The following is a 19,844-nucleotide window of genomic DNA, read 5'->3' on the forward strand; positions in this document are numbered from 1 at the left end:
TTATGCGGCGGATGGCTATCTTGATGGCCATGTCCAGCTATTCCGTCGCCGAAGCCAAGAACAACCTGCCCAAGCTGCTGGATCGCATGCTGGCGGGCGAGGCGGTGACCATCACGCGACGCGGCGTGCCCGTGGCGCGGCTGGAGCCGGCGCAGGAGGTCGTTCCGACGCCTCGAACCGTCGATATGGACTGGTTCAGACACGTCCGCGCCAAACCCACGGATGGACTGAACGCTGTCGATCTGGTTCGTCAGATGCGTGACGAAGACTGAATCTTGGCCCTTTATCTGGATACAAGCGTCCTCGTTTCGGCCTTCGTGCAGGACGCTCATTCGGAGTGGGCGGCGGCGCTGCTGATCCGTAGGATGGATGTCGTGATCAGCCGGTGGACCGAGACCGAGTTTAGTTCGGCCCTTGGGTTGCGCGTCAGGTCTGGCGCCATGAAGAGCGCGAAACGTGACCAAATCGAAAACACGTTTGATGACTGGCGCATAGGTCGCGGAGAATGCCGCATGGACGATCAGGATTTTTCGCGCTGTCGCTTGCTGCTGCGCGAAGGGGTTCGATTGAGGACGCCTGACGCCCTGCACTTAGCCGTGGTGTTGAGGCATGGCTACGACATGGCGACGCTAGATAAGGATCTCGCTGCGGCTGCTCTGCTAAAAAATGTTGAAGTCGTTTCCCTATGACGACCAAGATCAAGATCTGCGGCCTGACCACGCCGGACACCCTGGACGTCGCACTGGATGCGGGGGCAGATTTCGTCGGCTTCGTGATGGTGAAGGCCAGTCCTCGATACGCCGGACCAAGCTTGGCGAAGCGGCTTGTGGATCGGGCTCGCGGCCGGGCCAAGACCGTGCTGCTGTTTGCGGATATGGTCGGTCCTGAGATGGACGCCCTGGTTCATGATCTTGAGCCTGACATGATCCAGTTGCACGGTCGGGAAACGCCGCTTGAAGTTCGCAATGCGCGGGCAGATTACGAGATTCCTGTAATCAAGGCGGTAGGGGTGTCCGGCGCGGATGATCTGGTCGGGCTGGAGGTAATGGAGGCGGCGGCTGACTATCTGCTGCTGGACGCCAAGGCGCCCAAGGGCGCGACCTACAGCGGCGGACATGGGGTGGCTTTCGACTGGACCCTGCTGGCGGAACGGGCGTTCCGGCATCCGTGGTTCCTGGCGGGCGGTCTGAACCCGGACAATGTGGCCGAGGCGCTGCGGATCACCGGCGCGCCGATGGTGGACGTGTCCTCTGGCGTCGAGAGCGCGCCGGGTGTTAAGGACGCCAGCCGGATCGCAGCCTTCATCCGAAACGCGCGCCGGTCGTAATTACGACGCCTACCCGCGTGAAAGTCGAACCCGTGAACGCTCAGACGCCTCTCCAAGCCGCCGATTCCGCCCCTCTGGCGAACGCCTACGCCTGGCCCGACGCGAAGGGGCGGTTTGGGCCCTATGGCGGGCAGTTTGTCGCCGAAACCCTGATGCCGCTGATCCACGAACTGGATGCGGCCTATAAGGCGGCCAAGGCAGACCCCAGTTTTCAGGCCGAGCTGGACGGCTTTCTGACCCACTATGTCGGTCGCGAAAGCCCGCTGTATTTCGCCGAGCGGCTGACCGACCATTTCGGCGGGGCCAATATCTGGCTGAAGCGCGAAGACCTGAACCATACGGGCGCGCACAAGATCAACAACTGCATGGGCCAGATCCTGCTGGCCCGGCGCATGGGCAAGACCCGCATCATCGCCGAGACCGGCGCGGGCCAGCACGGCGTGGCTTCGGCCACCGTCGCCGCGCGCTTCGGCCTGCCCTGCACCGTCTATATGGGGGCGGTGGACGTGGAGCGACAGCAGCCCAACGTCTTCCGCATGCGCCTGCTGGGGACCGAGGTGTTTCCGGTCACCGCCGGCGCCGCGACCCTGAAGGACGCGATGAACGAGGCGATGCGTGACTGGGTGACCAATGTCTCGGACACCTATTACATCATCGGCACGGCGGCGGGGCCGCACCCCTATCCGGCCATGGTGCGCGATTTCCAGTCGGTGATCGGCAAGGAGATCAAGGCCCAGTCGCGCGTCCAGATGGGCAAGCTGCCCGAGGCCGTGGTCGCCTGCATCGGCGGCGGATCGAACGCCATCGGCGCCTTCCACCCCTTCATCGAGGATGAGGGCGTGCGGCTGATCGGGGTCGAGGCGGCGGGCCATGGGTTGGATACGCCCGATCACGCCGCGTCGCTGAAGGGCGGCCGGTCGGGCGTGCTGCACGGCAACCGGACCTATCTGCTGCAGGACGAGGACGGCAACATCGTCGAAGGACATTCGATCTCGGCCGGCCTCGACTATCCGGGCATCGGGCCGGAGCACGCCTGGCTGCACGACATCGGCCGGGCCGAATATCGTTCGGCGACGGACAATGAGGCGCTGGAGGCGTTCCAGCTGTGCTCCAAGCTGGAAGGCATCATTCCGGCGCTGGAGCCTGCCCACGCCCTGGCGCGGACGGGCGAGATCGCGAAGGAAGTCGGCAAGGGCGGCGATGTCGTCCTCTTGATGTCGGGACGCGGCGACAAGGACATCTTCCAGGTCGCCAAACATCTGGGAGTGGAGTTGTGATGCGTCTTCTGCTGGCCGCGAGCGCCGCGCTCGCCCTGTGCGCCCCCGCCGTTCAAGCTCAGACGCCGGCGCCGGCCGCGCCCCAATCGGCCCAGCAGGGCGGACCGGCCGATGTCGGCCTGCTGCCCGGCGCGGAACTGTCGGCCGACTGCGGCGGGCTGAACAATCTGGCGGGTCGCGCCTGGTGCGTGACGGCCCCGCTGGGTCAGATCGGCGCCCTGGCCGACGCCTATATCGCAGACCTGGCGTCCAAGACCTGGCTGGCGGCGGGCGGCGACGAGAACCGCGTGGTCTTCATCAAGCGCCGCGAGGCCGGCGGCTGCGACGGCATGCAGATGGTCGCCTTCTACGACACGACCAAGACCGCCGTCGCCGAACTGCCCGCCTATCTGGGCTTCGCCACCATTCCCGGCGATGTCTGCGCGGCCCAATCGGCCGCGCCCGCCGCCGCTGGAACGCCGCCGAAATGATACTGGCGTCTATTGCCGCCTTTACCTTGATGGGGTCGCAAGCGGACTGGCGCGATGAGTTTGTTTTGCCGGATATCCCGGACGCGGTTGTCGCCGGCGGGTGCCCTGCGTCAGAGGAAGGCGGCGACCGTTATTTGTGCCTGGCGTATCCTCGCGAGAAGGCGCGCGCGGTCCGTGAGCGTTTTACACATGCGCTTGAGCAACAGGGATTCATGGTGCGATCAGCTCCCGAGGTTAGCTTTGGCTTTTTGCGGCTCAGGGGAGCCGATTTAGACAATCCTGAATCCTGCGAAGGCGGATTGGTTTCGACCTTCGCGGTCGAGGGGGAGTCCGATCCTGCAAAGACGGCTGTCATGGTGATTGCCCTGGCGAGAGACACTTGCGGGGAACCCGCGACCGAGGGCAAAGATCAATGACGACCGCACGCATCGACGCACGTTTCAAGGTGCTGAAAGCCGAGGGCCGCGCCGCTTTTGTTCCCTATGTGATGGGGGGCGATCCGTCGCGCGAGGAGGCTCTGGCCATCCTGAAGGGCCTGCCCGCAGCGGGCGCCGACATCATTGAGTTGGGCTTTCCGTTCAGCGATCCGATGGCCGAGGGGCCGCCGATCCAGAAGGCGGCGATCCGGGGGCTGGCGGCCGGGTTCGGCCTGCGGTCGACCATGGATCTGGCGAAGGAATTCCGCAGAGGCGACGACGCCACGCCCATCGTGCTGATGGGCTATCTGAACCCGATCGAGAGCCTGGGCTATGACGCCTTCGCCGCCTATGCGGCCGACTGCGGCATCGACGGCCTGATCGTGGTCGACTGCCCGCCGGAAGAGGCCGCGCCTCTGATCGAGGCGCTGGATAAGGTGTCGATCTCGCTGATCCGGCTGGCCACGCCGACGTCCGATGACGACCGTCTGAAGATCGTCGTCCAGGGCACGTCGGGCTTTGTCTATTATGTCGCCGTGGCGGGCGTGACCGGGGTCAAGGAAGCCGACGCCGATGTCGTGGCGCCCGCCGTGGCGCGGGTGCGGGCCGCCTCGGGGCTGCCGGTCGCGGTCGGCTTCGGCATCAAGACGCCGGAACGGGCCGCCGCCATCGCCAGCGTAGCGGACGCCGTGGTCGTCGGCTCGGCCCTGGTCGAGGAAGTCGCCGCCGCCGTCGCCGCGAACGAACCGGCTGCGCCGCGCGTTCTGGCCAAGGTGAAGCTGCTGGGCGACGCGGTTCGATCCGTCGCCGCTAGTGCTTCCGTGGCGGAAACCGTCTAAGAGCGCGCGGATGAACGACAAGACCAAGCCTCAGGAAAAGCGCGGCGGATGGCTGAGCCGCTTTGCGCCGGGCGTGCGCAAGATCGTCTCGCGCCGCGACACCCCCGACAATCTGTGGGTCAAGGATCCCGACAGCGGCGAGATGCTGTATCGCTCGGATCTGGAGACCTCGCTGTGGGTCACGCCGTCGGGCCGTCATATGCGCATCGATGCGCCGACACGCCTGCGCGCCACCTTCGATGACGCCAAATATGAGGCGATCGACACCCCGGACGTGCCGGAAGACCCGCTGAAATTCTCGGACGGCAAGTCCTACAAGGACCGCCTGAGCGCGGCGCGCAAGGCGGCGGGTCGCAAGGACACCATGGCCATCGGCTATGGTTCGGTCGGCGGTCAGGATGCGGTCGTTATCGTTCAGGACTTCACCTTCATGGGCGGATCGCTGGGCATGGCGGCGGGCGAGGCCTTCATCAAGGCGGCGCGCGAGGCCGTGGCCCGCAAGGTTCCGCTGATCTGCTTCACCGCAGCCGGAGGCGCGCGGATGCAGGAAGGCGCCCTGTCGCTGATGCAGATGGCGCGCACCACCCTGGCCATCGAAGAGCTGAAACAGGCGAAACTGCCCTATGCGGTGGTCCTGACGGACCCGACGACGGGCGGGGTGACGGCCTCATACGCCATGCTGGGCGACGTGCATCTGGCGGAACCGGGCGCCCTGATCGGCTTCGCTGGTCCGCGCGTGATCGAGGCCACCATCCGCGAGAAACTGCCGCCGGGCTTCCAGCGCGCCGAATATCTGCAGGAAAAGGGCATGGTCGATCAGGTGGTGGCGCGCGCCGAACTGCCGCGCGTGCTGGGTCAGATTCTGTCGATGTTGATGGGCGGAACCCGTCAGGCGGCCTGACTGGCCGATGGATCCGATTTCCGAACGCCTGCGTGCGCGGCATCCGCAACGGATCGACCTGTCGCTGGATCGGATGAAGGCCCTGTGCGCGGCCCTGGGCGATCCGCAACTGCGTCTGCCGCCGGTGATCCATGTGGCCGGCACCAATGGCAAAGGTTCGACCGTGTCGATGATCCGCGCCATCGCCGAGGCGGCGGGGCTGAAGGTTCACGCCTACACCTCGCCCCATCTGGTGCGGTTCAACGAGCGTATCCGGCTGGCCGGGACGCTGATCGAAGATGATCAACTGAACGCCATCCTTGATCGGATCGAGGCCGTGTCCGGTGAGGCGACGGTGTTCGAAAGCACGACCGCCGCCGCCTTCGTCGCCATGTCCGAAACCCCCGCCGACCTGGCCATCATCGAGGTGGGGCTGGGCGGGGTGCTGGACGCGACGAACGTGATCGAACGCCCGTTGCTCAGCGTCATCGCGCCGGTCGATTACGACCATGCCGAGTTCCTGGGAACCGACCTGGCGGGCATCGCGGCGGAGAAGGCCGGGGTGTTGAAGCCGGGCGCGCCGGGCGTCATCGCCCGCCAGCAGGAGGTCGCCATGGCCGCCATCGAACGGGCGGCGCAGGTGGTTCATGCGCCCCTGACCGTCATGGGCGTGGACTTCGACGCCTGGGCCGAGCGGGGCGGACTGGCGTTTCAGGATCAGGAACGGTTTCTGGACCTGCCGGCGCCGGGTCTGGCGGGCGCACACCAGATCGACAATGCGGGCGTGGCCATCGCGGCGGCGCTGGAGCTGGACCTGCCGGAAGCCGCCATCGCCGAGGGGCTGAAAGCCGTGCGCTGGCCTGCGCGCCTGCAACGGATCTCGGCTGGCCCTTATGGCGAGGCGGCCAAGGCGGCCGACGCCGAACTGTGGCTGGACGGGGGGCACAACCCCCACGCCGCGCGGGCGCTGGCGGCGTTTCTGGCGGATCGCCAGGCGCGGGCGCCGCGCCCCTTGGCCCTGATCTGCGGCATGCTGGCCAACAAGGACGCGGGCGGCTTCTTCGCCGCGGTGAAGGACAGCCAGGCCACCGTCTTCACTGTCGGCTTCGATGGCGCGGCGGCGGACCCGGCGGCCCTGGCGGCCGTGGCGCGCGGACATGGCCTGGCCGCCACGCCCGCCGGATCGGTCGATGAGGCGTTGAAGCTGGCGCTGCGTCTGGGCGCTGGCCGGGTGGCCATCTGCGGGTCGTTGTATCTGGCCGGCGAAGTGCTGGGCGCCAGCCGCGAGACCTGGCCGGTCTAGGCGTCCGCCGTCCCTATTTGCTCATCCACGGGCGCGACTTGCCCGCGGCGATCTTGGCGTTCTGCTCGCGCTGGAACCGGCCCCCGCGCGGCGGCTTGGGCCGGGCGTCGATCCTGGCGGTCTTCAGACGCAGCGCCTTTTGCGCCGAGGTTTCGCTCGGCAGGTCGTCGGGTGCTGCTGGGGCGGTGATGTGTTCGTCGTCGCTCATGGCGGCATCCTAGCATGAAAACGCCCGCCGGTCGGAACCGGCGGGCGCGATCGTTCAGCGGGACTTAAGCGGATCAGGCGGCGTCGGTCTTGACGCCGGCCTCGGCCAGCCATTCGACGATCTTGCCCTTGGGCATGGCGCCGACCTTCATCGAGGTCATCTGGCCGTCCTTGAACAGCATCAGGGTCGGGATGCCCTTCACGCCCAGCTTGGACGGGGTCATGGGGCTGTCGTCGATGTTGATCTTGGCGACCGTGACCTGACCGCCCAGTTCGTCGGCGATCTGCTCCAGCGCCGGGCCGATCTGCTTGCAGGGCCCGCACCATTCGGCCCAGAAATCGACCAGAACGGGGGTCGAGGCTTTCAGGACGTCGGCGTCAAAGCTTTCGTCGGTGACTTTCACAGTCGCCATGAAGGGCTCCTTGGGGCGCTGTCGCTCGGCCCGCAAGGCCTGGCTGTTTGCGCGAATAGAGGTTGTCCGGAAGCGTCCGGGTTCGGTCGCAGATGTGGGAGCGAATCGCGGGCAATTCAACTCCTGCCGTCACGGCCGTTCTTCCTCCGTCATCATCGGGTCGAGCCCGAGGATGACGGAGGTCAAGGGGCGAGCGCCGCCTCCAGCATCGCCTGCGGGATCGGCATCAGTTTGGGACCGTCGGTCCAGACCAGCGCCGCCTCGACCGGACGGTCGGGATAGAGGCGTTTCAACACCGCGACATAGACCGCCGCCTGCAGCACATAGGCCGGATCGACGGCCTCGATGACGTCCGGCGCGGGGCGGTTGGTCTTGTAGTCGACGACCAGAACCCGCTCGGGCGTGACCACCAGCCGGTCGATGCGACCGTTGATCGACACGCCGGAGGGCAGGTCGGGCGCGGACCCGGTCAGGGCGACCTCGGCGCGGGAGCCGGGGCCGAAGACCGGGGCGAACCGGGCGTCGTCCAGCACCGAGAAGGCGGCGGCGATCATTTCGGCGCGCTGGGCCGCGTCCAGATCGACCTCTCGCGACAGCAGGCGGGCGGCGGCGTCGGGGCGGTCGGCGGGGGCGATGTCGGGCAGGCGTTCCAAGAGGCGGTGGATCAGGTCGCCGCGCCGGAACCGGCCCAGCGACGCGCCGCCCGCCTCGGTCTTGGCCAGCGGGGAGGGGGCGGGAATGCGGATGGCGGCGCCCTCCATCCGCGACGGCGAGGCGAAGCGGGCGGCGGCGTCGGCGGGCGGCGCTGTGGCGGCCCAGGCGGGGATGGGGACGGCGCTGGCCGCTGTCGACACAGTGCGGAGCGTGGTTTCAGGATCGGCCCCGAACCGCAGCCGTCCGCCATCCAGCAACTGAACCGCGTCAGGCCGGTCCTGCGCCAGCCGTTCGAAGGTTCCGGCGATGACGTCCCACCAACTGCCCTCCTCATAGCCCGTCTCCTTGGGGCGGCTCATTTTCCTGCCCATGACGATCAGGCGGTCGCGGGCGCGGGTGAGGGCTACATAGAGCAGGCGCAGGGATTCCGCGTCGGTGCGGTCCACGCGCGCCTGACGCACTTCGGCGGAGACGGCGCAGTCGGACTTGGCGCTGGACGGACACATCAGCCAGGCCTCGGTTCCATCACCCAGGGTGGCGGGCATCAGGGTCGGTCCCTGCGGCTTCGCCTTGCCGGTGGTGTCGGGCAGGATGACGATGGGCGCCTCCAGCCCCTTGGAGCCGTGGACGGTCATGACGCGCACCTCGTCGCGCGCCCCTTCCATCTCGCGCTTCACCTCGACATCGGCCTGTTCCAGCAGGGCCAGACAGGTTTCCAGATCGCGTCCGCCGCGTTCCTCGGCCGCCAGAACCTGAGCCAGGGTTTCGTCGATGGCCTCTTCCGCCTCGCGGCCCAGTCGATCCAGAATGCGGGCGCGGCCGGAACGACCGTCCGGCCCGACCCGGTTCAGGGCGGCGGAGAAGAAGGCGAAGGGATCGCGGTCGCGTGCGTCGATCAGGGCGGTCATCAGATCGCGCGCGGCGGTCCAGGCCGGGTGTTCATGTGCGCGGCGTTGCAGTTCGCGCCACAGGCTGCGCCCCTCTCGTCCCACCTTGTCCGCCAACGGATAAAGGGCATCGGCAGGCCCGAAATCGGCGACGTCGCACAGGGGGCTGCGCAGGATTTCCGCCAGCGACAGGTCGTCGTCGGGGAACAGGGCGAACCGGGCCAGGGCGATCAGGTCATCGAAGACGATATGGTTCGACAGCTTGAGCCGGTCGGCGCCCGCCACCGGCACGCCCTCGGTCTTCAGGGCGCGGATGATCTCCTCGAAGGTCGCATCGCGACGGCGCACCAGCACCAGGAAGTCGCCGTAGCGCACGGGCCGCAGGGCGCCGCGCTGTTTCGGGTCATAGATGGCGACGCCCGCCGCAACCTGTTCGCGGATGTGACGGGCCAGCGACTGGGCCAGCTGCTTGCGGGCGCTGCGGCTGTCTTCCTTGTCGACGGGGGCGTTCCAGGCCTCGCGCTCGGGCGCCGCCGGGTCTTCGAACAGGGACCAGAGTTCGACCGCGCCATACTGCTGCAGACGGGCCGGGCGGTGGATGGCGATTTCGCCCGTCTCTCCGACCAGGGCGCGGGTGCGGCTGGGGCTGTCGAAGGCGACGTCGACGAAATGCAGCACTTCTTCCGTCGAGCGGAAGGAGGTGTCCAGCGGTACTTCGCGGAAGTGGGCGCCCGCCTCGCGCACCAGGGCGTCATAGGTCCGCGCCTCCTGACGCAGCCGTTCGGGCCGCGCGCCCTGGAAGGAGTAGATCGACTGTTTTTCGTCCCCCACGGCGAAGACCGTGCGCGGGATGGCGGTGTCTTTACGCTCGGCGCCCGATCCGGCGAAGAAGGGTTCCGTCAGGGCGCGGACGATGTCCCACTGATCGGGCGCGGTGTCCTGCGCTTCATCGATCAGAACATGCTCGATCCCGCCGTCCAGCTTGTACAGAACCCAGGCGGCGGTGGCCCGTTTGGTCAGCAGTTCGACCGTGCGTCCGACCAGATCGGTGAAGTCCAGCGCGCCTTTCGCCCGTTTCGCGGCCTCGTAAAGGGCGGCGTGGACGCGAGCCAGGGTCAGCACCTTTTCCGTCTCGTCCGCCACGCGCGCGGCGCGCACCCGGTCCAGGGTCGAGACGTATTTCAGCGACACATCCGCCAGATAGGAGGCCGCGCCGGGCGGGGCCTTTGACGTGCCGAACCTGTCGCGCGCCACGCCCTTGGAATCGATGAAGATGGGCGTCATGGCGGCCAGGGTCGTGGCGGGCGGAACCGCATCGCGCATCTGCCCGGCCAGCTTCTTGTCGTTGGCGCCGCCCGTGGCGAACCCCTCGGCGGCGGCCAGCCAGTCGGCGGGGTTCAGCCAGTCCATGAACCCGGCCTCGATCTCGGCGGGCGTCTCGTCGCGGGTGACGCCGACCCGTTCGTGCGGACCGGGGGCGGTTCCGGCCTCGATCCGCGCCAGATAGTCCAGCAGCGGCTCGCGTTTCGCCTCGATGGCGTCCAGCAGGGAATGGAAGGCGTCCCAGGCCAGCTCGACGGCGAAATGGGCGTAGGCGCGGCCCACCGGACCGTCGCCGTCGTTCAGGGCGTAACGGGCCAGATCCTCTCGCGCCGCGTGGGACAGGGCCAGCGCCGCCTGATCCTCCAGCACCTCGAACCCCGGCGCCACCCCGGCCTCCAGCGGGAATCGGCGCAGCAGCTTTTCGCAGAAGGCGTGGATGGTCTGGATCTTCAGCCCGCCCGGCGTCTCCAGCGCGCGGGCGAACAGGACGCGGGCCTCGGACAGTTCGGCGTCGGTCAGGCTGGCGGGATCGCGCCCGTCCAGCCGCGCCAGATCGGCCGCCAGCGCCCGGTCGTCGGCGACCGCCCATTCGCCCAGCCGTTCAAACAGCCGCGCCTGCATTTCGGCGGCTGCGGCCTTGGTGTAGGTGATGCACAGGATTTCGCCTGGCCGCACCCGCTTCAACAACAGGCGAGCCACGCGGCTGACCAGGGTGGTGGTCTTGCCCGAACCGGCGTTGGCGGTGACGAAGACCGACAGGGCGGGATCGGCGGCGGTCGCCTGATGGGCGCGGGCCATGTCGACGGGGTTGGGGGGCGACAGATCGGTCATTCGGGCGCCTCGTCCTCGCCGCCGACGACGTGCCATTCCCAGACGCGCGCCAGATGGTCGTAGTTGCCGCCGAAGTTGCCCATGAACTGCGGCGCGACCCATGAGGTGTAGGGCGTCGCCGCGTCATCGAAGGCCGCGACGCCCAGCTTCAGCCGGTCCAGTTCGCGCGTCGCCATCTGGGCGGCGGTCTGGGTGTTGCCCCGGCCCTGACGCGACACGTCATCGACCGTCCCCGGATCGCGGCGGCCGGTGACCTTTACGTACAGAAGCTCGGTCGCCTCGGTGGGCGGGGCGGCGAACCCGCCCTCGGCCAGGATGGCGGCGGTCAGGGTCAGTTGCGGCGCGAACCCCTGCACCACCTGCTTCTGGCTGGGCGTCTGGCCGGTCTTGAAGTCGATGATGGCCGCGCCTGTCGCATCCAGTTCGATCCGGTCGGCGCGGGCGGTGACGGTGAAGGGACCGGCGGGGGCGTCGAAGACGACGGCACCCGATTGTTCGATCAGCAGGGTCGCGCCGCGCGCGCGCCGTTCCCGCTCGAACCTCTCCAGCCACAGGGCGGCGTTGCGGGCCAGCGGGCGTTCGCGGGCCAAAGCGGCGTCCTCGAACCCGGCCTCGGTCATGGCGTTGACGATCAGGTCGGCGATCTGGTCGGCGCAGTCGTCGGGCAGGGCGTGGGGCCAGATGCGGACCATCTGTTCGATCGCGTCGTGGATGGCGTTGCCGCGCGCCATGGCCTCGGCCGAGGCGCCGGGCCGGTCCAGCACCTTCAGCCCCAGTATCCGCTGGGCATAGACGGCGTAGGGGTCTCGCACCCAGCGCTCGATGCCCGTGACGGGCAGTTCGCGCGGGCGGCGGTCCACCGGCGGGGTCGGGGCGGGACGGCGCGCATAGTCGGGCGTGTCGCGCAAAGGCGCGTCCAGCGCGCGGGTCCAGTCGGCGACATGGACGGGGGCCGAAACAGCGACCGGCGTCTCATCCGTATTCGCCCCGCGCGTCAGCATGTCGAGGCGCCACAGCCAGCGGGACCGGACGGCGGGCTGGCCGCCGCGCCTTTCGGTATGGATCAGGATGGCCTCGTCGGCGCAGGCGGCCTGAACGAAGTCCTGCGCGCTCTGGCCGATGCGGCGCTCGGGCGGGGGCAGGCCCAGCGCCTTTCGCATGGGGCGCGACAGGAAGGGATCGACCGGCGCGCCCTGCGGCCAGACGCCTTCCTCCAGTCCGGCCAGGATCATCCGGTCGGCCCGCACCAGACGAGCCTCGATGGCCCCCAGGATGCGCAGCGACGGGTGGGTCGCCCCGCCGGTGCGGACCACGGCGTCGGCCAGCAGACCCTTGACCAGTTCGACCGTCTCCTCCGCCGAGACGGCGCCCAGCGAGGCCCCGCCCGTGATCAGGTTCGACAACAGACCGGCGGCGCATTCGCCGTCCGCGCCGGCCCAGGCGTTCTGGCCCGCCAGCGCCTCGATCAATACGGTCAGGGCGCGGGCGGCGGCGTCCAGCGGGGCGGTGGGGGCGAAGGCGGCGCGGGCGGTGGCGACCAGATGCTGCAGGTGATCGGACAGGGCGCGGGCCAGAGCGTGGCGTTTCAGGCGGCCGTCTGACGGCGGGGCGCCGTCCCGGTCGGGCCGCAATGCGCGGTCCAGCTTGCGGTTCATCCGCTCGAAACTGGCGTGGCGCGGGCCGCGCAGGGCCATGTCCTCGAAGGCGGCGATGGCGCGGGCGACGTCGATCTCGCCAAGGTCCACCCGCACCAGCGGATGTTTCAACAGACCCAGCAGCACCTGCGGATCGGTCGGGGCGGCGATCCAGCGGGCGCACAGCTCGACCAGAACGCCTGCAGGCATCCGGTTCAGCGGCTGACCGGCCGAGGCGTCCGGCACGACGCCCCAGCGTTCCAGACGCGCGGCGACGCGGCGGCCCAGCCCTTGATCGGGCGTGACCAGGGCGCAGGTCTTGCCGGGCGCCTCCAGCGTTTCGCGCATCATCAGGGCGATGGCGGCGGCGGCTTCCTCGTCATGGCGCAGGTTCAGGACCGACAGTCCCTCCAGACCCTCGGCGATGGGGTCGGCGGCGCGGCCCGCCTCGGCGGCGCGGGCGCGGATGTCGCGTATGGCCTCGCGCCAGTCTCCGGTCGCATCGGCGGGTCGCAGGGCTTCGTTCAGCAGACGCTGGCGGGCCAGACCGCGTTGCTCCGTACGGGGGGCGACCGGCGGCTGGCACCACGGGCGCACGGCGCGGCGGTCGATGTCATGGCGCTCCAGCAGGCGTTTCAGGGCGCGCTGGGGGTGTTGTTCGTTCTCTTCGTCGATCTGATCCCAGACGCGGTCGTCCAGATCGAGATCAAGACCCGGCAGGACGACGCAGCCCAGAGGCGCGCGGGCGACGGCGCCCAGAACATCGGCGGCGGCGGGCACGGTGCCGGTCGATCCGGCGGCGATGACGGGCTGGGTCGGCGGCTCGCGGTCCCAAAGGTCGGCCAGACGGCGCAGCAGGGTGGCGCGCCGCCACGCCGGATCGACCAGACCTAGTTCGGCCAGACGTTTCGGCCAGGCGACGACGCCCAGGCTCAGGAATTCGGCGGACCGTTCCCAGTGTTCGGCCATCTCGCCGTCGACCAGGGTGGCGACCCGTTCGGGGTTCTGGACCTCTTCCAATTGGCAGGAATCGAGGAAGCCGCCCAGGGCGTCGGCCAGGTCCAGCGCCCGCATCGGCGTCAGGTCGCTGTCGAACTGCTCCACGATCATCCGCGCCATCTCGAACCGGCGCGTCAGGGGGGCGATGGCCGGCGGCAGATCGAGGCCCAGGGCGCCGGGCGTGAAGGGCGGCTCATCCTCCTCCAGATCGCCCAGAGGCCGCACCTGCGGCAGCAGGACGGGCCGCCCGTCCGCCAGCTTCGACAAGGCCCCGGTGAAGGCCCGCGCCGCCCGGCGGTTGGGCAACAGTATGGTGGCGTCCGACAGGGTTTCGGGCGGCAGTTCGCCCAGCCAGTCAAGGACGCCGGCGGCCAGATCTTCGAGGAACGGCCGGTGCGCCGGAATGGCGTACCAGCGCGAGCCGGACGCCGCGAAGGGGTCGAACAGGCTCACCCCAAGCCCGCCAGGTTCGCCTCGGCGTCGTCGCGCGCCTGCGGGTCGCCGACGTGCATCCAGTCGCCGTCCAGGACGCAACCGAAAAGGCGGCCCTCTGCGGCGGACTTGCGCCACAGGGGGCTGAGCGAGAAGGGGCCGTCCGGGCCGTGGTCGGCGTATCCGGGCCGGGTGATGTGGACCCCCATATAGGCGAAGGGCGCCGAAGCCGCCTCGCCCCGGAAGGTCAGCCTGCCGTCGTCCAGAAAGAAATCCCCGTCGCCCTCAAAGCCGATGGCGCCTTCGCGACGGGCCAGCAGCAGGGCGGCGTCCATCGTCTCGGAGTTCCACAGACGGACCAGATCGGCCAGAGCGTCGCCCCGGTCGATCCAGACGCTGTCGATATTGGCCACGAAGACGGGATCGTCGCCCAGCAGGGGATGGGCCTTCTTCAGCCCGCCGCCGGTCTCCAGCAGTTCGGCGCGCTCGTCGGAGATGACGATGTCCGGTCCGCGACCACGCCCGGCCAGATGCTGCTCCAGCCGGTCGGCGAACCAGTGGACATTGACCACCGCCCTTTCGACGCCCGCATCCGCCAGCCGGTCCAGCACATGGTCGATCAAGGCGCGGCCCCGCACCTCGACCAGGGCCTTGGGCCGGTCGTCGGTCAGGGGGCGCATCCGGGTGCCGAGCCCGGCGGCCAGAACCATCGCGGTCTTCGGAGCGGCGGTCATGCGCGGACCTCGGCTGGGACATGGCGGTCGAACCAGCGGGCGACGGGCGCCAGGGCGGGCTGTTCCAGATTGGCGTTCAGATGCCGCCACATGCGCGGCAGGAACTGACGATACCGGGGCTTGCCGTCGCGGGCGATCAGGCGGGCGAAGATGCCGATGATCCGCGCCTGGTTCAGCGCAGCCAGACCGGCATAGTCGGCCATGAAGGCGGCGCGGTCCACGCCGGGACGCAGGGCGAAATAGCGGTCCAACGCCTCGGCCTCCAGCGCGGGCGACACGTCGCGGCGGGCGTCCTGCAACAGGGAGTGCAGGTCCCACGACGGGTGGGCGCGCACCGCGTCCTGAAAGTCGATCATGCCGACGCGGGCGGCGCCGTCGCGCTGGGGCAGCCAGATCAGGTTCTCGGCGTGATAGTCGCGGTGCGCCATGACCGAGGCGCCCGCCGCGCCCGAGGTTACGATCGGCGCCCAGGCCGCGCGCCAGTCGGCGATGGCGGCGTCATCGAACGACACCCGATCATCCAGCTTCGGCAGCCATTCGACGAACAGATCGGCCCCGCCCTGCAACGCCGTCTCGTCATAGGTCAGCATCGGCCAGTCGCCTGCGGGACCGTGCAGGGCCTCGGGCGGGTTTCCGGCGTCGTGCAGGACGGCCAGAGCCTCGATGGCGCCAAGATACAGCGGGGTTTCGTCGGCGCCGTCCGCGATCACCCGGACGAACAGATCGTCGCCGAAATCCTCCAGAACGGCCAGACCGTTCGGCGCATCCAGGGCCGGGATTTGGGGGGCGGACAGGCTTAAGCGTTTCAGATGGGCGGCGACGGCGGCGAAGGCCTCGATCCGACCGGCGGACAGGCGCGCGACGGCGTTCCAGCCCGCGGCGCGGCGCTGATCCGGCGTCCATGACGGATCGCATGGCGGGCTTTCGGCGGCGGGCGCCTGATCCATCAGCATCAGGGACGCGCCGTCGGCTGTGGTCAGCCGCTCATACCGCCGCGTGGAGGCGTCGCCGGGCAGGGGGGCGCGCACGGCCTCGGTCAGACCGGCGGCCTTCAGGAAGTCGAGACGGAGGGTTTCGCGGTCAGACATGCAAATCCTTCAGCCCCGTTTCCCATCGGCCTACGCCGGAAACGGTCGCAAGCCGGCCGTCGCCCTGTTCCGAGATTTCGATAATCAGCTGGTCCGCCCCCAAGAACCGTGCAGGGTCATCGCCCAGGCGTTCAGGCCATTCGATGACGGCGCAGCCTTCGTCCAGCGCCTCGTCCAGACCGATCTCGAACGCCTCTTCGGGACGGGTCAGGCGATAGAGGTCGAAATGGGCGACGGGCGGGTTGCTTTCGTAGAACTGGACCAGGGTGAAGGTGGGACTGGGCACATCCTCGTCCGGCGTGGTCAGGGCGCGGATCAGCCCGCGCGCCAGGGTCGACTTGCCCATGCCCAGCGGGCCGTACAGCAGGACGCTGTCGCCCGGCGCCAGCAGGGGGGCGATGATCTGGCCCAGGCGGGTGGTGGCCCGGGCGTCGGGCAGTTCGATTTTCATGCAAACACCGCGTCATGATCGGCGGCCAAGGTCAGTTCCGTGAACTGTTTCAGCGCCTCGGTCGCCTTGGCGGCGTCCACGTCCAGCCGGTCGGCGGGGATGGGCAGGCCGACGTCGACGCCGAAATCCTTGCCCGCCTTGTTCAACAACTCGTGGAACAGGGTCACGTCGCGCAGTTCCTGAGAGAAGCGATCAAAGGTGTGGAACAGCTTGCTGTATGGGCCGGTGACATGCATCGGGACCACGGGCGCATCGTATTTGCGCGCCATGGAGGCGGCGGTCGGCGCCCACTCGGGATCGGTCAGGACGCCGTTCACCTCGCGCGCCAGACGCCCGGCGGGGAACATGACCACGCAGCGTTCGGCCTCGAAGGCTTCCTTCGCCGCGTTCAGGGTCGAGCGGGTCTTTTCGCGGGTGCGTTTCTCATGGACCCACTCGACGGGAATGATGGTCTCGTCCAGACGCGGCGAGACGCGGATGGCGTCGGCGTTGGCGAAGAAGATCATGTCGCTGCGCCGCCGCTTGATCGCATCGAACACGGCTACCCCGTCGGCGATGCCGGTGGGATGGTTGCACACCACGATGCAGCGGCCGGAGACGGGCAGGCGGTCCAGATGGCTGGTCGCGACCTTCAGCTTCAGCAGGTCGGACACATAGTCGAAGGTCTCCACCCCCGACAGGTCCCGAATGGCGTCGGCCATCCGCACCGCCGCCCCATAGCCGAGCACCCCGTAAAGCGCCGGCCGCACCACGTGCCAGAAGGGCGAGGCGGTCAGGCGCGGCGCACGTTCGGCGATCAGCACATCGACGATGTGCGGCTGGCGTCGGGCGGGGGGCGAGGCGGTGTTCATGAAAGACCGCTTGTCGCCGGTTCGCGGGAAACGGGCAAGCCGGATGCGCGACGGCATGACGGCTTGGCGCGGACGGATCGGCCCCCTAACAAGGCGATCTTGAGTTTGGGGAGCAGAGATAGATGATCCGTTCACGCTGGATGGCCGCCACGGCCTTCGGAGCCTTGCTGCTGGCCGTCGCGCCCGCCTTGGCCCAGACGGCGCAGCCGGTGGCCGCCGCAGCGGCGCCCGCCGAAGCTCCGTCACGCGGCCTGTCCCTTCGCGACATGGCGATGATGGAGCGGGTCAGCGATCCGCGCGTCTCGCCCGATGGCCGCCAGGTCATCTATTCCGTCCGCACGACCGACTGGGACGCCAACAAGGGCGTGAACAGCCTGTGGCTGGCTGATGTCGCGGGCGGCGCGCCGAGGAAGCTGGCGATTTCCGAAGGCGGCGCCTCGGGCGCGCGCTGGGCGCCGGACGGCGGTGCGATCTACTTCCTGTCGGCGCGCGGCGGATCGAACCAGGTCTGGCGCACAGACCGCACCGGCGCGGCGGCGGCCCAGGTGACGACCCTACCATTCGATGTGTCGGGCTTCCGCATCGCCCCGGACGGCCGCTCGCTGATCCTGGCGGTTTCGGTCTTCACCGATTGCGACACCCTGGCCTGCACCAAGACGCGGCTGGATGAGCGGGCCAAATCGACCCTGCAAGCCTATGACCGCCTGCCGTTGCGCGATTTCGACCACTGGGTCGACACGCGCCGCACCCATCTGTTCCACCAGCCGCTGAACGGCTCGGGGCTGGGTGGTGGAGAACCGCGTGACCTGATGGCGGGTCTGGATGCGGATGTGTCGGCGGGCGACGCCAGCTTCGATCTTTCGCCGGACGGCAAGGTGCTGGTTTACGGCGCCCAGACGCAAGGGCGGGGCGAGCCCTTCACCAACAACAGCGACGTATTCCGCGTGGCGCCTGATGGCGGGACGCCGGTCAATCTGACGGAAGCGAACAAGGGGGCGGACGGCAATCCGGTCTTCTCGCCCAATGGTCGCCAACTGGCCTGGCTGTCGGCCCCGCGCGAGAATGTCGGCGGGGATCAGGCGGCGGTCTGGCTGGCCAACGCCGATGGTTCGGGCGCGAAGAAACTGACGGATTGGGATCGCGGGGCCAGCGGCCTGCAATGGCGGACGGACGGCCGCGCCCTGCTGGTCTCGGCGGCGGACGAAGGCCAGCAGCGCCTCTTTTCGGTCGATGCGCGCTCGGGTCAGGTCACGCCCCTGACAGGCAAGGGGACGGTCGGCGGTTATGAAGAGGTCGCGGGCGTTCTGGCCTATGCCCATGAAAGCTATGTCGCCCCGACGCAGATCTTCATCCGCACGGCGGGCGAGCCGCGCCAGATCACCCATCACAACGCCGAACTGGTCGCGCGCCTGCAACTGCCCGCCGCCGAGGCCTATAGTTTCGCGGGCTGGAACGGCGAACAGGTGCAGGGCTGGGTGTTCAAGCCGGTCGGCGCGGTCGAGGGGCGGCGCTATCCGGCGGTCTACATCATCCACGGCGGGCCGAAATCGCCCTGGACCGAGAACTGGTCGTATCGCTGGAACCCGCAGATCTACACCTCGGCCGGCTATGCGGTGGTGATGGTCAACTTCCACGGTTCGCCCGGCTATGGTCAGGCCTTCACCGACGCCATCAACGACCACTGGGGCGACCGCCCGCTGGAAGACCTGCAGAAGGGCTGGGAGGCGGCTCTGGCCGACAATCCGTGGATCGACGGCGAGCGCGCCTGCGCCACCGGCGCCTCCTACGGCGGCTATATGGTCAATATGATCGCGGGCAAGTGGAACGGGCCCTGGCGCTGCCTGGTCAACCACGCAGGCGTTTTCGACGTGCCGCAACTGATGAACGCCATGGATATCGGCAACTTCATCCACGAGTTCGGCGGACCCAGCTGGGAGCGCAAGGATGTCTATGACGCCTTCAACCCGGAAACCTATGTCGGGAACTGGAAGACGCCGATGCTGGTGCTGCATGGCTCCAAGGACTTCCGCGTGCCGATGGAGCAGGGTCTGGCCACCTTCTCGGCCCTCCAGCGTCAGGGTGTTCCCAGCCGCTTCGTCCATGTGCCGGACGAGAACCACTGGGTGCTGAAACCCCGCACCTGGGTCGATTGGCAGCAGGAGATTCTGGACTGGGTGGGGCGTTACACGGCGGCTCAATAGGTCACCAGACCCGGGCGACCCCAAAACGGTCGAACAGGCGCTCGTTGGACACGAGCGTCAGTTCGTTCAGCAGACCCTGGGCGATCAGCAACCGGTCGAAGGGGTCGCGGTGATCGCCCTCCATGCGGCCGGCAAGGCTCGCGTCGCGCCAGGTTATGGCAAGCTCTGTGAACGCTTCGTTCTGCATGACCTGAAGAAAATGCTCGGCCAGCATCTCGCCGTTCGGCAGTTTGCCGATCCGATATTTGATGGCGATCTCGATGGCCGAGACGCTGCTCACGAATATGGTTTCGGCCGATCGAATGGCTTGTCTCGCCGATCGCGTCAGGCGCTCGTCATCCCAGACCCACCACATGAGGGCGTGGGTATCGAGCAAGATGTTCAATCGCCGCGTCCTTCCCACAGCCGAAGCTCTTCCTCAGGAAGCGGATCGAAGAAGCTTTCGTCGAACTTGCCCATACCCTTCAGCTGGCCCGGCTTGCGATCAGGCCTGGCGGCGGGCTCGAACGGCACGATCCGCACGGCGGGCTTGTCGCCGCGGGCGATGACGACCTCTTCTCCGCGTTCGGCGGCGGCGATCAGCTTGGACAGGTGGGTCTTGGCGTGGTGGACGGTGACGATGGTCAT

Annotated in this window: 20 protein-coding genes; 10 read left to right on the forward strand and 10 right to left on the reverse strand. The window is 68.5% G+C overall.

The genetic code is table 11. The features are described 5' to 3' along the window. The first annotated feature begins 11 nt into the window (after positions 1-11). The 9 genes from ACYX4P_RS04765 (at position 12) to ACYX4P_RS04805 (ending at position 6,512) form a co-directional block, all read left to right on the forward strand. Positions 12-272 (forward strand): type II toxin-antitoxin system Phd/YefM family antitoxin, encoded by a 261-nt coding sequence (locus tag ACYX4P_RS04765; RefSeq protein ID WP_248119209.1) that lies wholly within the window; start codon positions 12-14, stop codon positions 270-272. 3 nt (positions 273-275) lie between these two features. Next, entirely contained in the window at positions 276-689 is a 414-nt protein-coding gene (locus ACYX4P_RS04770; RefSeq protein ID WP_248119207.1) for a type II toxin-antitoxin system VapC family toxin, read from the forward strand. Then, positions 686-1,327, forward strand: a complete 642-nt coding sequence (locus ACYX4P_RS04775) for a phosphoribosylanthranilate isomerase (RefSeq protein ID WP_248119205.1) — start codon at positions 686-688, stop codon at positions 1,325-1,327. The genes ACYX4P_RS04770 and ACYX4P_RS04775 overlap by 4 nt, the downstream gene beginning before the upstream one ends. Before the next feature lie 74 nt (positions 1,328-1,401). Beyond that, positions 1,402-2,604 carry a tryptophan synthase subunit beta gene (gene trpB / locus ACYX4P_RS04780; protein ID WP_248119490.1) on the forward strand — a complete coding sequence of 401 codons (1,203 nt, stop codon included), beginning with the start codon at positions 1,402-1,404 and terminating at the stop codon, positions 2,602-2,604. Further along, complete coding sequence (locus tag ACYX4P_RS04785) at positions 2,604-3,074, forward strand: hypothetical protein (RefSeq protein ID WP_248119203.1); 471 nt, start codon at positions 2,604-2,606, stop codon at positions 3,072-3,074. Before trpB ends, ACYX4P_RS04785 begins: the two co-directional genes overlap by 1 nt. After that, complete coding sequence (locus tag ACYX4P_RS04790) at positions 3,071-3,490, forward strand: hypothetical protein (protein WP_248119202.1); 420 nt, start codon at positions 3,071-3,073, stop codon at positions 3,488-3,490. Before ACYX4P_RS04785 ends, ACYX4P_RS04790 begins: the two co-directional genes overlap by 4 nt. Then, on the forward strand, positions 3,487-4,329 hold the full coding sequence (gene trpA / locus ACYX4P_RS04795; RefSeq protein ID WP_248119200.1) for a tryptophan synthase subunit alpha: 843 nt from the start codon (positions 3,487-3,489) through the stop codon (positions 4,327-4,329). Before ACYX4P_RS04790 ends, trpA begins: the two co-directional genes overlap by 4 nt. Before the next feature lie 10 nt (positions 4,330-4,339). Continuing rightward, positions 4,340-5,230 (forward strand): acetyl-CoA carboxylase, carboxyltransferase subunit beta, encoded by an 891-nt coding sequence (gene accD, locus ACYX4P_RS04800; protein WP_248119198.1) that lies wholly within the window; start codon positions 4,340-4,342, stop codon positions 5,228-5,230. A gap of 7 nt (positions 5,231-5,237) precedes the next feature. Beyond that, complete coding sequence (locus tag ACYX4P_RS04805) at positions 5,238-6,512, forward strand: bifunctional folylpolyglutamate synthase/dihydrofolate synthase (protein WP_248119196.1); 1,275 nt, start codon at positions 5,238-5,240, stop codon at positions 6,510-6,512. A gap of 13 nt (positions 6,513-6,525) precedes the next feature. Here the strand turns inward: ACYX4P_RS04805 and ACYX4P_RS04810 are convergent, their stop codons facing one another. The 8 genes from ACYX4P_RS04810 to ACYX4P_RS04845 form a co-directional block, all read right to left on the reverse strand. Then, positions 6,526-6,720 carry a hypothetical protein gene (locus ACYX4P_RS04810; protein WP_248119195.1) on the reverse strand — a complete coding sequence of 65 codons (195 nt, stop codon included), beginning with the start codon at positions 6,718-6,720 and terminating at the stop codon, positions 6,526-6,528. Between the two features lie 73 nt (positions 6,721-6,793). Next, complete coding sequence (trxA, locus tag ACYX4P_RS04815; RefSeq protein ID WP_248119194.1) at positions 6,794-7,132, reverse strand: thioredoxin; 339 nt, start codon at positions 7,130-7,132, stop codon at positions 6,794-6,796. Positions 7,133-7,314: 182 nt separating this feature from the next. Next, the gene (gene addA, locus ACYX4P_RS04820; RefSeq protein ID WP_248119193.1) at positions 7,315-10,827 is read right to left on the reverse strand and encodes a double-strand break repair helicase AddA; all 3,513 of its coding nucleotides are present in this window, start codon (positions 10,825-10,827) and stop codon (positions 7,315-7,317) included. After that, on the reverse strand, positions 10,824-13,913 hold the full coding sequence (gene addB, locus ACYX4P_RS04825; protein ID WP_248119191.1) for a double-strand break repair protein AddB: 3,090 nt from the start codon (positions 13,911-13,913) through the stop codon (positions 10,824-10,826). The genes addA and addB overlap by 4 nt, the downstream gene beginning before the upstream one ends. After that, positions 13,910-14,602: an N-acetylmuramate alpha-1-phosphate uridylyltransferase MurU gene (murU, locus tag ACYX4P_RS04830; protein WP_248119489.1), complete on the reverse strand. Its 693-nt coding sequence runs from the start codon at positions 14,600-14,602 to the stop codon at positions 13,910-13,912. Before murU ends, addB begins: the two co-directional genes overlap by 4 nt. Before the next feature lie 20 nt (positions 14,603-14,622). Continuing rightward, on the reverse strand, positions 14,623-15,714 hold the full coding sequence (gene amgK / locus ACYX4P_RS04835; RefSeq protein ID WP_248119189.1) for an N-acetylmuramate/N-acetylglucosamine kinase AmgK: 1,092 nt from the start codon (positions 15,712-15,714) through the stop codon (positions 14,623-14,625). Further along, the gene (gene tsaE / locus ACYX4P_RS04840) at positions 15,707-16,165 is read right to left on the reverse strand and encodes a tRNA (adenosine(37)-N6)-threonylcarbamoyltransferase complex ATPase subunit type 1 TsaE (protein WP_248119187.1); all 459 of its coding nucleotides are present in this window, start codon (positions 16,163-16,165) and stop codon (positions 15,707-15,709) included. The genes amgK and tsaE overlap by 8 nt, the downstream gene beginning before the upstream one ends. Further along, on the reverse strand, positions 16,162-17,016 hold the full coding sequence (locus ACYX4P_RS04845; protein ID WP_248119181.1) for a GNAT family N-acetyltransferase: 855 nt from the start codon (positions 17,014-17,016) through the stop codon (positions 16,162-16,164). Before ACYX4P_RS04845 ends, tsaE begins: the two co-directional genes overlap by 4 nt. 122 nt (positions 17,017-17,138) lie before the next feature. Here ACYX4P_RS04845 and ACYX4P_RS04850 point away from each other — a divergent pair, with 122 nt between their 5' ends. Next, on the forward strand, positions 17,139-19,217 hold the full coding sequence (locus tag ACYX4P_RS04850; RefSeq protein ID WP_248119180.1) for a S9 family peptidase: 2,079 nt from the start codon (positions 17,139-17,141) through the stop codon (positions 19,215-19,217). A 1-nt stretch (position 19,218) separates the two neighbouring features. Here ACYX4P_RS04850 and ACYX4P_RS04855 read toward each other — a convergent pair whose 3' ends face one another. Further along, positions 19,219-19,602: a type II toxin-antitoxin system VapC family toxin gene (locus tag ACYX4P_RS04855; protein WP_248119179.1), complete on the reverse strand. Its 384-nt coding sequence runs from the start codon at positions 19,600-19,602 to the stop codon at positions 19,219-19,221. Next, positions 19,599-19,844, reverse strand: a complete 246-nt coding sequence (locus tag ACYX4P_RS04860; protein WP_248119177.1) for a type II toxin-antitoxin system Phd/YefM family antitoxin — start codon at positions 19,842-19,844, stop codon at positions 19,599-19,601. The genes ACYX4P_RS04855 and ACYX4P_RS04860 overlap by 4 nt, the downstream gene beginning before the upstream one ends.

Source organism: Brevundimonas sp. ABV4_179, assembly GCF_056311945.1.